Source organism: Frankia sp. ACN1ag (genome assembly GCF_001414035.1).
GTDB lineage: Bacteria > Actinomycetota > Actinomycetes > Frankiales > Frankiaceae > Frankia > Frankia torreyi.
Window position 1 is genome coordinate 165,582 of record NZ_LJPA01000008.1, and the last position, 12,420, is coordinate 178,001.

A 12,420-nucleotide genomic window follows, 5' to 3' on the forward strand; every position below is an offset into this window, starting at 1 on the left:
GCCCAGCGGACGTGTAATCAGCGGGTTGNGGGCGCACGTCAGTGGAAGCGGGGCAGGATCTCGCGGCGGTAGAAGTCGAAGAAGCCGGCCTGCTCAGGGCCGATCTGGGTCACGTAGACCTCGGTGTAGCCGGCGTCGACGTACTCCTGGACCGCGCGGACGTGCCGCTCGACGTCCGGCCCGCAGACCGCCGACGCGGCGGCCATCTCCTCGGTGACGAGCGCGCTGGCCTGTTCGAAGTGCGCCGGCGTGGGCAGTTCCTGGGACAGTTCGCCCGGCAGCGCGCTGTTCGGCCACAGCGCGTGGACGGTCTTGCGGGCCTCGGCCTCGTCCTGCGCCCAGCAGACCTTCAGCGAGCCCTGCTTGGGCCGTCCAGCGCCGCCCGCCTCGTCGAACAGGTGCAACAGGTCGGCGTCGGGAGCGACCCCGCAGTACCCGTCGCCGATCCGCGCCGCCAGGCGGACCGCGGCCGGGCCGAACCCGGAGACATACACCGGCGGCGGGTCGGCGGGCAGCGAGTACAGCCGCGCCCGGTCGACCGTGTAATGCCGGCCGCGGTGGTTGACCATCCCGCCGCGCCACAGCTCGCGGATGACGGCGACGGCCTCCTCCAGCATCTCCAGGCGGACCTCGGTGGCCGGCCAGCCGTCGCCCAGCACGTGCTCGTTGAGCGCCTCCCCGGAACCCACGCCGAGCTGGAAGCGGCCGGGCAGCATCGTCGCGCAGGTCGCCGCGGCCTGCGCGATGATCGCCGGATGGATCCGCACGGTCGGGCAGGTCACCGCGGTGGTCAGCGGAACGCGCTCGGTGACCTGCCCGATCGCGCCGATGACCGACCAGACGAACGGTGCCTGTCCCTGCGCGTCGTTCCAGGGATGAAAGTGGTCGGAGATCCACAGACCGTCGAAGCCGGCCTGCTCGGCGGCCTGTGCCTGCCCGACCAACGCCCGGGCGCCGTGCTCCTCGCAGGACAGCGCATACCCGACGAACGACATCATCCTCACCTCGGCATCCCTGCGTGTCGGCATCCCTGTATGTCGGCATCCCTGCGTGTCGGCATCCCTGTATGTCGGCATCCCTGTGTGTCGGCATCCCTGTATGTCGGCATCCCTGTATGTCGGCATCCCTGTATGTCGGCATCCCTGTATGTCGGCATCCCTGTATGTCGGCATCTCGGCGTGTCGGCATCTCGGCTCGTCCGCCCTTGGGGGTGCCGCCACCGCAAGCCGCCAAACATGCAGGGCCGGCCGTACAGGCGACGCCGGACGCCCATCCGACGCCGGACGCGACGCTGCGCGCGAAACCGCGGCGGAACTCGCCGGGACGCCCGGTCGCGCGGATCGGGACGCGGCGTTGACAGGATGCGGCGGGTGCACCCCGGACTGGAACCGACGCCGAGCGTGACCAACGCGGCCGGGGTCGCCGCTCGCCGCGCCCCACCCGGCGCGCACAGAGACGTGGCTGCGGTCTCCGCGACCGACGTGCGGATCCGGCGCGGGGCGCGCCGGCGGGGCCGCGGCGGTCACCTTGTCATCCACGGCGTCTCGTTCACCGTGCCCCGCGGCAGCGTGACGGGGGTGATCGGGCCGAGCGGCGGCGGCAAGACCACGCTGATGCGGGCGATCGTCGGGGTCCAGAGCGGGGTGGACGGGGACCTGCGCGTCCTCGGCTACGCCGCCGGCGATGCCTGCCTGCGCCGGCGGGTCGGCTACGCCACCCAGGCCGCGTCGGTGTACGGCGACCTGACCGTGCGGGAGAACCTGCGCTACTTCGCCGCGCTCGCCCAGGCCGACGACCCCGACGACCCCACCCGCGCGCCCGGTTACCTCGACGCGCTGCTGGCCCATGTCGGCCTCACCGAGCAGTCGTCCAGGCTGGTCAACCACCTCTCAGGCGGCCAGCGCTCGCGGGTGTCGCTGGCCGTCGCGATGATCGGCGGCACCGACCTGCTCGTCCTCGACGAACCCACCGTCGGGGCCGACCCCCTGCTGCGCCGACGGCTGTGGGCCGACTTCCGCCAGCTCGCCGAGCGCGGCACGACAATCCTGGTCAGCTCGCACGTGATGGACGAGGCGATCCGTTGTGACCGCCTGCTGCTGCTCTACGAGGGGACGCTGCTCGCGCAGGGCACACCGGCGGACCTGCTCGCCGCCACCGCCTGCGCCGACCTGGAGGAGGGCTTCCTACGCCTCGTCGAGGCGCCGAACCGGCTGGCCGGGGCCGGGGCCGGCGACCGCGCCGGTCCGCAGGCCCGACCCGCGCCGACCACACCCACTGGGGGCGCCACCGAGGCGCCGCGCACCCCGAATCCACCGCCGGACCATCCCCCCGGCGTCGCACCCTGCCCGCGCCGCAAGCCCATCGACGAGCTGCGCACCGGCGCCACGGCCGCCCGGGTGCTTCGCCAGCTCGGCCGCGACCGCCGCACCCTCGCCCTGGTCCTGTTGCTGCCGCCGGTGCTGCTGCTGACGTTGCGCCTGCTGTTCCACCGGTCCCCCGACACCTTCGACCGGGTGGGCCCTGCGCTGCTCGGGATCTTCCCGCTCATGACGATGTTCTTCGTCACCTCCGTCGCGATGCTGCGCGAGCGCACGTCCGGCACGCTGGAGCGGCTGCTGACAAGCCCGGTCGGCCGCGGGGACCTGCTCGTCGGCTACGGGCTGGCGTTCGCCGTGCTCGCCGCGACCCAGGCCGCGTTCGCCACCGCGCTGACCGTGGGTGCGCTCGGCCTGACCGTGCGGGGATCGGCCCCCATGCTCTTCGTGGCGGCCATCCTCAGTTCCTTCCTCGGCACCGCGCTCGGCCTGTGGATGAGCGTTTTCGCCCGTACCGAGTTCGAGGCCGTGCAGCTCATCCCGGCCGTGCTCATCCCGCAGTTCATGCTGTGCGGCATCCTGGTGCCGCGGCACGGCATGCTGCCGACGCTCGACGCGATCAGCACCGTCATGCCGATGACGTACGTCGTCGACGCCATGGCCCGGCTGTCGACGTCGCGGCACGTCGACCGGTGGCTGACCCGCGACATCCTGATCGTCACCGGCTGCACCCTGGCCGCCCTCGGCCTCGCCGCAGTGACGCTGCGCCGCCGGCACCCGTAGATCCGGGGCGAATGGAGGGACGGCGTCGCAAACGCCCCTGCCGACCCATCCCGGGTTGTTACGATCGCCACCGTCGTCCTCAAGGTGTTGCACCGTCGTCGATGTGGAGGGCCATCGTCGATGTGGAGGGATGCGGGCAAGGCTCGCCGACCGCCCACCAAACAGGCACCGGGTGGCGGGGCCGCCTCCGCCCAACAAAACCGGCACCGGGTGGCGGGACCGCCTCCGCTCGCCGCGGCCCCGGCATGGTAGATCGCATCGATCGGCCCCGGCAGCGGTCGGGTACGGCACATCCGGCCCGCCCGGCCCGGGAGAGCCACCCATATCGGGCTACCATCGACCTGCTGGCTGCCAGGCGTGCGGCGCCTCGGTGGATCCCTGTGGGGTTCGCCGGGCGAGAACCTCGGTGGCCCCCGGCGGGATACGCCGGTCAAGGTCGGGCTGATGCGGCATGGAGAGGACGGTCGGCGGTGGATGGATGAGTCCGGCCACGGATTCCCATCCGACGACGATCAGGGTGGTCCGCCGGCCACCCGCCTGCCGCGGCGGCCGAGCGGGCGACCTCCGGTGACCCGCGTCGAGCCGGGTCCCGCGACCACGCAGACGACCCAGCGCCTCACCGCGCCGCGCCCGCGCCGCTCGGACGCGCCCCCCTCGGACCCGAACGCCGCGCCCCGCGACCAGGACCAGCTCACCGATCAGGACCTGCCCGCAGGCCAGGCGCAGCCGCCCAACCAGGAACGGCGGACGGACCAGAAGCGCCCGGCAGACCGGCACCGGCCCGCAGAGCAGCACCGTCAGACGGAGCAGAGCTCGCCGACGGAGCAGCGACGCTCCGGCCCGCCGCCCCCGTCCAGTCCGGCGAGTCCGGCGAGTCCGGCCGAGCTCACGTCGACGACCGAGCTGGCCGCGTTGCGCCGCCGTCTCGGCATGCCCGAGGTCGCCGAGGCCCGCCGGACCGAACACGAACGCCGGGCCGCGCAGGACGACGGCTCGGGCCGGCGCGACGACGGCCGGGCCGAGGGCACCGGCCCCGGTCGAGACCGCCACCGTGGCCGCGATCTGGACCGGGATCCCGCGCTGTATCCCATCGGCCGGGCCCAGCGGGCCAGAGAGCATCGTCAGTACGCCGACCGCAGCCGGGTCGCCGACCGCGGCCAGGGCACCGGGGGCAGTCAGGGCGCCGAAAGCGGTCGGGTGGCCGAGAGCGGTCGGGTGGCCGAGAGCGGGCCGCAGCGCGGGCGCCTCGAGGAGTCGGAGACCGCCGCCGACCACCGGCAGGGGCACGGATACGGCCACGGCCGCGAGTTCGGCTACGGCAACAGCTACGGACGGGGCCGGGGCTCCGGCCGGGAGGGCACCGCCGGGCGGGACCTGGGCCCACGCGGCGAGCCACCCGTGCGCGAGCACGGCGGGGGTGAGTCGAACCCGGCGCGCCGGGTCGAACCGTTCGATCACGAGCGGACACAGATCATCCGCGGGCTGCGCGTGCGTCGGGTGCCCGGGGCGGACAGTTTCCGTCCCACCCACGCGCCCACGGCCGAGGGCCTGATCCCGATGTCCGGCACGATGACCGGCGAGTTCTTCCTCGGCGGCCTCAACCGGCCGGATCCGGCGATCGACGGCCGGGGCGGTGCCGGCGCGGATGGAGCGGCCGGCGGGACGTTGGGCGCGCCCGCCGGGACGGCCGTCGCGAACCGTCCCGAACCGGTCGACTACGGCCTCGCGGACCTCAGCGAGGACGCCGGCGTGGGCGGGCGGCACCGCGTCGAGCGGACGACCCGCGGATCGAGCCGGTCCCGGGCGATCTGGACGCTCGTCGACCAGGTGCTCTCCAGCGGCACGAACGCCGTGATGTCGTTCATCATCGCCCGCAGCGTGAGCTCGTCGGAGTTCGGCGCGTTCGGTGTGGCGTTCGCGATCTTCTCGCTGATGATCGGTTTCTCGAAGGCCGCGGGCACCGCGCCGCTGGGCATGAAGTTCGCGGACGTGTCGCCCCGGGTGTTCCGGGCGGCGGGTGCCGCGGGCACCGGCACCGCCTTCGTCATCGGACTGCTCTCCGGGGCGGTGACGCTGGCCGTCGGCCTCGCACTCGGCGGCGGCGTCGGCCATTCCCTGATCGCGATGGGACTGGTGTTCCCGGCGCTGCTGCTCCAGGACGCCTGGCGGCAGGTGTTCTTCGCCGAGGGCCGGCCGGCGGCCGCCGCCGCCAACGACGGAATCTGGGCGATCGTCCAGTTCGGGGCCATCCTCCTGCTGATCGTCCGCGATGTGTCGACCTCGTGGGCGATGCTGCTGGCCTGGGGCGGTGCGGCGGCCNTCGCGGCCATCCTCGGGATCTATCAGGCCGGCTTCCGGCCCGCGACGAACCAGGTCCGGTCCTGGATCGTCGAGCATCGCGACATCAACGGCTACATGAGCGCGGAGTACCTCACCGTCCAGGGCGCCCAGCAGGCCTCGACGCTGCTGCTCGGCACCCTGGGGGCGATCGACCTCGTCGGCGCGCTGCGCGGCGTGCAGACCCTGCTCGGACCGACGACGATCCTCGCCGTCGGGATCGTGAGCTGGGCCGTCCCGGAGTTCTCCCGTCGTAAGGACATGTCGGCCGGGGCGCGGCTGCGCGCGGCCTACGCCCTGTCGGGAGTGATCGTCGCCGTCGGCGTGGTCTGGGGAACGATCTTCCTGTTCCTACCGACGAGCATCGGCCACTCCCTGCTCGGCGACACCTGGGGGCAGACCCATCATCTGCTGGCACTGTCGATCGTGCAGCAGACGGGGCCGGCGGCGACGGTGGGGCCGGCGTGCATGCTCTACGCGATGGGGCAGGCCAAACTCACCTTCCGCGCCAATGCCATCCTGGCCCCGCAGCTCCTGCTCTACCCGATCATCGGGCTGGAGCTCGGCGGCGCGTCCGGGGCGGTCATCGGCTACATCGCGGCGTTCTGGATCACGGTGCCGTTCTGGTTCCTGCTGGTCCGCCGGGTCGCCCGCGAGATGGAACAGGACGGCGCCCCGAGCATCGCCACTGCGGAGCCAGCCGATGCGGCTCCGGCCGGATCGGAACCGGCCGAATCGAACGAGCCCGGATGAGCCACATCGTGTCCGGCCCCACCAAGGGGGGTCAGGAAAATCTTCCGATCACGACCGGTCCGCCGGGGGGCGGCGACCATATAGGTAGGATCTCGACCGGCGTCGAGACCGTTCCGGTGAATGCCGCCTGGACCCGGGCCAGGCGGGGGGGTTGAGATGATTCTGCGCATCCTGTATCGATCCGTTGGTTCGGAGAACGCGAAGAACCGACCGGCGTTCTACAGCAAGCGGCTGGCGCTCGCGTCCCTCCTGCGCGCCGTCGAGAAAGTCGAGATCCCGACGAGGATCGTCTTCGTCAACGACGGTCCGATGCCGGCGGATCGTCTTTCGATGATGGCGGAGGCCGGCGAGGTCGTCCCGGTCACGTGCGGCAGTAATCGCGCGTCGTATCGCCACGTCCTACGCATGCCCAGGCTTCGCCGCTGGGCCGCCGACGATCTCGTCTGGCTCGCGGAAGACGACTATCTGTACACGGAGAACTCGCTCTCCGCGCTGGTCTCCGCCGCCACCGCCCGCCCGGACGTCGAATACTTCACCCTGTACGGCACGTCGCGGCTGGCCGCCACCTCCACCCGGCGACGCCCGCAGGTCACCGACGACGGCAGCATCCACGAGCACGCCCCGATGATCGAGGGGGTGACCTGGGCTCGCACCGCCACCACGACCAGCACCTTCGGTCTGCGCGTCGGCACCCTCGTCGAGGACGAGCTGCTGCTGCGCTCGATCCCCTTCGTCGGTGGCGCCTTCGACCGCGCGACCTGCCTGACGCTGCAGGGTTTCCAGCCCTTCCGGCTGCCGGAACTGGGCGGTGAACCACCGTTGGTGGCGCCCTCGACGGCCGCCGCGCGGATCGCCCGCCGGGCGGCGCTGACCGGGCTGCGGGCCACCCTGAACGCGGTGGCGCTGGCCCGACCCGAGCGGCGGCGGCGGACCCTGCTCGTCCCCGCGCCCTCCCTGGCCACGCACATGGAGCTGGGTGCCGCACTCGTCCCCGGCCACGACTGGCCCGTGGAGGCCGACGGCGTCCGGGCCTGGCTGGAGTCCCGCAGCGCGAACCCGGTGGAGCCGACGACGGAGCCGAGCCCGGCGCAGCCGACCCAAGCGCAGCCGACCCAGCCGCAGCCGGCCCACGCGCAGCCGGCCCAAGCGCGGGCAGCCCACACGCGGGCGACCTCCTCGGTGGGTGCGAGGCCCAGCACTGCAGCGGCGAGCGAGAGAGCGACCGCCGCCGGAGGGCTGGCGCCGACCGCCACAGCGGGTGGGCCGGCCGCGGGCACGACCGCGCCGGGCGTCCTGGTGTCCGGCACCGCCCCGCGGTCCGTTCCCATGGGCGGCGCGGCCACGTCCGCGTCGCCGACCGCCGGGCTGTCGCCGCTGGCGGCGGCCGATCAGTCGTCCGCACCGGGCGCCGGCGTGACCTCGCCCACCGCGGCGCCGGTCCTCCGCAGGCCCTCCGTAGCGTGAGAGTGCGACGCCGGTCGCGATTGGTCTCGCTGTCGCTGCTGCTGGTCTCCGTACTGCTGACCGCCGGGCTCGCGGCGTGCTCCGGTTCGTCGAAACCCGCACCCGGCCCCGTCGGGGTGCACTGGGTGTCCGGCGCCAACGGCAACTATCCCGCCGACGTCAACGCCTGGGGAGCGTTCACCGGCCGCCAGGTCGGGCTCGCGATCGTCTTCACCGAGCGCAAGGACTGGTACAACATGGTCTCGGCGGACTGGCCGACAGCGGCCTTCACCCGGGACAAGTTCCCGGGTGAGCTGTCGATCGCGCAGCCGCCGTTCCCCCGCGACGGCAACGAGGGGACCTGTGCGAGCGGCGCCTACGACAACTACTGGCGAACGTTCGGCGCGACGCTGACGAAGTTCGGCCGCGCGGACGCCTACATCCGGCTCGGCTGGGAGTTCAACGGCGATTACATGTACTGGCACGTGCGCAATGTCGAGACCTGGAAGGCGTGCTTTCGTCGGACCGTGACCGCGCTGCGCTCGACCGCGCCGGCCGTGAAGATCGACTGGAACATGAACGCCCACACCGACAAGCTGCCCGGGAGCGGGCGGGACGTGTGGGACGCCTATCCCGGCGACCAGTACGTCGACGTCGTCAGCATCGACTCCTACGATTTCTTCCCCACGTCGGTCAGCGAGAAGAGCTGGAACCGCCAGTGCCACCAGCGGTCCGGACTGTGCACGGTGATCAAGTTCGCCCATGATCACGGCAAGAAGTTCGCCGTCCCAGAGTGGGGGGTGGTCCGGTCGGAGGGCGGCGGCGGCGACAACCCCTTCTACGTCCAGAAGATGTATGAGACGTTCGCCGCCAATGCCGCAAATCTGGCCTACGAGGCGTACTACAACAACTCCGAGGCGAAGAACGTCCGTTCGTCGCTCTACCAGCCGGATCTGAACCCCACGTCGTCGAAACGCTATCTGAAGCTGTTTGGCCCCGCCTCGCCCGGCACCGGCTGACCACGCAGCTCGCCGCACTGCCCCCGGTGCGGCCGAGGTCCTCGGCGACCCGGGCCACCACCAGGTACTCCTGCACCGAGGCGGGGACGAAGGAGAACCGGTCGTCGTCCCCGCGGACGAGCAGGCTGTCCGAGCCGGCGGGCACAGCCGATCGCCGGTCCGCCCGGACCTGCACGCCTTACTCGGCGGCGGTGAGCAGGGCTCGGATGCGCTCGGGGCCGACCGCCAGCAGCAGGGTGGGCAGGCGCGGGCCGGTGTCGCGGCCGACCAGCAGCCGGTAGATCAGGACGAAGAACGCGCGCTGGGCCTGCTTGAGCTCGGCGGTGGCCGGTGCGTCGGCGGGCAGCCCGCGCAGCAGCTTGGGCACGGCGTAGGTCAGTGTGGTGAGCCCGTCCAGCGACCAGTCCTCCTCGAGGCCGTCGACGAGGATGGCGAGGGCCTTGGTCTCGTCGGCGCTCAAGCCCGCCAGCGCCGCCCGGTCCGGCTCGGTCCGCACGATGGTGCGCTGCTCGGCGGGCACGTGCTCGCCGGTCCAGGCCCGGGCACAGCCCAGCCGCGGCTGGAGGTCGTCGAGCGTGAACGGTGCCTGCCCCGTGCCGTCGGCGCCGCTCTCGCCGGGCGCGTCGCTGCCGCGGGCCTGGCGCAGGATCCGCAGGATCTGGGTCGGGTCGTCGGCGGTGATGTCGCAGATCGACGACAGCAGCCGGAAGGGGAACACGGTGCGCGGCGCGTCGACCGGGCCGCCCTCGACGGTCCCCCGCGAGCGCGCCACCACGGTGTCCTCCGCGGGTTCGGCCGTGCCGTCGCCGACGCGGCGGTTCAGCGCGTCCCACTCGTCGTAGACGCGCAGCACCTCCGCCCCGAAGTCGACGGTGATGGCCTGGTTCGGTCGGCGCCGGGCATAGATCCAGCGCACGATCGCCGGCTCCAGGATGTGCAGGGCGTCCGCGGGGGTGGGGGCCCCACCCGCCGATCCGGAGAGCTTGGCCCGCCCGCGGACCCCGACGAAGGAGTACGGCAGGTACACCGGCGGCTCGCCGCCGAACACCTCGCGGACGATGCTGCCGCCGACGGTGAAGCTCGACCCGGGCGAGGAGTGGTCCACCCCGCCGGCCTCGAAGGCGACGTTCTCGAAGGCCCAGCGCATCGGCCAGTCGACCTTCCACACCAGCTTGCCGTTCGCCGGCCCCCGCACGTCGAACCGGCCGTGGTTGCCGCAGGCGGAGCAGGAATAGTCGCCCTGGCCGGCCACCGGATCGAAGAACGCCACCACCGTCGTGTCGCGACCGCAGACCTCGCAGTAGGGCCGGAACGGGAAGTAGGCCGACGCCGACGCCGAGCCCTCGTCGTCGGCAGCCCCCTCGTCGGCGGCGACGTCGACGTCCGCCGGGGGGACGTCGTCGGCCCCGCCCGGCGCCGCCGCTCCCCGCCGCCCGCCGCGCCCGGCCCGGCCGCCGGGACCGGAACCGCCGGAACCGGAACCACCCGCCCCGGAACCATCCGGCCCGGAGCCGGCGGGTGCCGCGGTGGGCGATGGTTGCAGCGTGCGGTAGCGGCCGAGGATGCCGTCGATGGTGGGGGCGGCGGCGATCGCCCGGGCGATGCCGTCCGCGTAGGCACCCGAGCGGTACATCTCGGTCTGGCTGATCTCGCGCACCTCGATGCCGAGGCGACACAACGCGTCCCGGAACGGCGCCTTGAACCGCTCCGCCCAGCTCGGAAACTCGCCCCACGGATCGGGGACGGCCGTCAGCGGCCGGCCGACGTGTTCGGCGAAGTCGGCGGGCACCCCGGCGGGCACCTTGCGGAGCCGGTCGTAGTCGTCCCAGGACAGGATGTGCTCACAGGGCACTCCGCGAGCACGAATCTCCTCGGCGACGAGATGCGGGACGAGGATCTCCCGCAGGTTGCCGAGGTGAATGGGCCCCGACGGGCTGATCCCCGACGCGCAGACGACCTTCCCGCCCCCCGGGCGCCGCTGCGCCCGCTCGATCGCTTCGTCCGCGGCCCTGGTCATCCAGTCCCGGCGATCAACCACAGTCCCACCACATCCCGACGTCGAACCCTTGACAACAACCCTAACGGTCTCGCGCCGAGCCCCCGCCCCGGCGGCCTGCTCACCGTGCGCGGTGTTCGCGGGGGCTGACGCCGTAGTGGCGGCGGAAGGCGGTGCTCAGGGCGAAGGGGCTGCCGTAGCCGACCCGGCGGGCCACCGATCCGACGGAGGCGTCCGGTTCGCGTAGCAGGTCGGCGGCCAGTGCCAGGCGCCAGCCGGTGAGGTAGGCGATCGGGGGCTCGCCGACGAGATCGGTGAACCGGCGGGCGAAGGCGGCCCGGGAGGCTCCGCAGGCGGCGGCAAGCTCCGCGACCGTCCACGGGTGTTGGGGCGTGTGGTGCACCAGGCGCAGCGCCGGGCCCACGACCGGGTCGTCGTTCGCCCGCCACCACGCGGGGGCAGCCGCCTCGGCCCGGGCGAACCAGGTGCGCACGACCGCGACGACGAGCAGATCCAGCAGCCGGTCCAGCACGATCTCCTGACCGGGATCGTCCCGGCCGACCTCGCGGGCGAGCAGATCCACGAGCGGGGAGTCCCAGTCGCCGGCCCGGACCACGGCGAGCGCCGGCAGCGCGGTGAGCAGCCGACGGCTGACCTCGGTGCGCAACTGGTAAACGCCGGCCACCAGCTCGGCCGCGCCGTCGCGGCTGTTACCCCAGGCGCGCAGCCCGAGTTTCATCGACAGGTCGAGGCTCTCCCCGGACGGGGTGGTGCAGACCTGGCCGGGATGGATGACGATCTGGGCCGGGGTCGCCGGGTCGTCGGCCACTCGATACGGCTCGGGCCCGCGGATGACGATGACGTCCCCGGCGGTCAGGCGCACGGCGGGCCGGTCGTCGGGGACCACCCACGCGTGCCCGCGCACGATCGCGACGATGGCCAGCGGGGCCTCGTCCTGGATGCGTAGCGACCAGGGCGGGCTCATGGTCAGGCGCAGCAGGAAGGCACCGTGCGCCCGGGGGCCGTCCAGTAACCCGGCGATCGCGTCCATGCGGGAGATCGTAACGGCGGCCCAGCCCTCACCACACCGGATGGATGGACGCTCGCGTATGCAGACGAGCGTCCGGGCCATGGCTCGTCCCGATCGCGCGCATTTCACTGGATCACGACAGCTTCCGGCCCGGCCAGACAGGACGGCGCACATGACCTCCAGGGTTCTGCCCACGCTCACGCTGATCACCGCCGTCGGGGCGGCGGTCGTGGGCGGGGTGCTCTTCGCCTTCTCCGCCTTCGTGATGACCGCGCTGCGCCGGCTGCCNCCCGACCAGGGGCTCGCCGCGATGCAGAGCGTCAACCGCGAGGCCCCGACGGCCGCCTTCATGCTGGTCATGTTCGGTACCGCCGCCACCTGCGTCGTGCTCGGCGTCGCGTCGGTGCGTGATCCGCACGAGCCGGGGGCCTGGTACCGCCTGGCCGGGGCCGCGCTCTACCTGCTCGGGGTGCTGCTCACGATCGCCTACCACGTGCCCCACAACGACGCCCTCGCCCGGGTGGACCCGACCACCGCCGGCGCGGCCGACTCCTGGCTGCGCTACGCGGGCGACTGGACGGCCTGGAACCACGTCCGGACGCTGCTCTCGGTCGCCGGCGCGGTCGTCCTCGTCGCCGCGGTGCGAGTAGGCGACCGGGCCGCGGCGGCGCTCCCGGCTCCGACCGGATGAGCAACGAGGCCGGCGCGGCGGAACCGGCCCCACGGGAGGCAGCGCCATCCCGC

At 73.0% G+C, this 12,420-nt stretch carries 8 protein-coding genes; 5 read left to right on the top strand and 3 right to left on the bottom strand.

Going from position 1 to position 12,420, the window contains the following annotated elements; translation table 11 throughout:
* Positions 1-38 precede the first annotated feature (38 nt).
* Positions 39-995: an LLM class F420-dependent oxidoreductase gene (locus UK82_RS09375; protein ID WP_044886877.1), complete on the bottom strand. Its 957-nt coding sequence runs from the start codon at positions 993-995 to the stop codon at positions 39-41.
* Between the two features lie 375 nt (positions 996-1,370).
* Between UK82_RS09375 and UK82_RS31200 the strand changes: the two genes are divergently transcribed.
* The 4 genes from UK82_RS31200 to UK82_RS09395 all read left to right on the top strand — a co-directional run bounded on the left by UK82_RS31200 (position 1,371) and on the right by UK82_RS09395 (position 8,650).
* Positions 1,371-3,098 (top strand): ABC transporter ATP-binding protein/permease, encoded by a 1,728-nt coding sequence (locus UK82_RS31200; RefSeq protein ID WP_242422689.1) that lies wholly within the window; start codon positions 1,371-1,373, stop codon positions 3,096-3,098.
* A gap of 474 nt (positions 3,099-3,572) precedes the next feature.
* Positions 3,573-5,417: hypothetical protein (locus UK82_RS09385; RefSeq protein ID WP_236705709.1), on the top strand; the 1,845-nt coding region annotated here is incomplete at its 3' end.
* Positions 5,418-6,344: 927 nt separating this feature from the next.
* A complete protein-coding gene (locus UK82_RS09390) occupies positions 6,345-7,652 on the top strand; it encodes a hypothetical protein (RefSeq protein ID WP_236705710.1) in 1,308 nt (435 codons plus the stop codon).
* Complete coding sequence (locus tag UK82_RS09395) at positions 7,649-8,650, top strand: glycoside hydrolase family 26 protein (protein WP_044886841.1); 1,002 nt, start codon at positions 7,649-7,651, stop codon at positions 8,648-8,650. The genes UK82_RS09390 and UK82_RS09395 overlap by 4 nt, the downstream gene beginning before the upstream one ends.
* A 178-nt stretch (positions 8,651-8,828) precedes the next feature.
* On the opposite strand, the gene lysS is transcribed toward UK82_RS09395, so the two are convergent.
* Entirely contained in the window at positions 8,829-10,667 is a 1,839-nt protein-coding gene (gene lysS / locus UK82_RS09400) for a lysine--tRNA ligase (RefSeq protein WP_044886840.1), read from the bottom strand.
* A 100-nt stretch (positions 10,668-10,767) separates the two neighbouring features.
* The gene (locus UK82_RS09405) at positions 10,768-11,697 is read right to left on the bottom strand and encodes an AraC family transcriptional regulator (RefSeq protein WP_055406909.1); all 930 of its coding nucleotides are present in this window, start codon (positions 11,695-11,697) and stop codon (positions 10,768-10,770) included.
* 337 nt (positions 11,698-12,034) lie between these two features.
* Here UK82_RS09405 and UK82_RS09410 point away from each other — a divergent pair, with 337 nt between their 5' ends.
* A complete protein-coding gene (locus UK82_RS09410; protein ID WP_313949799.1) occupies positions 12,035-12,367 on the top strand; it encodes an anthrone oxygenase family protein in 333 nt (110 codons plus the stop codon).
* Positions 12,368-12,420 lie beyond the last annotated feature (53 nt).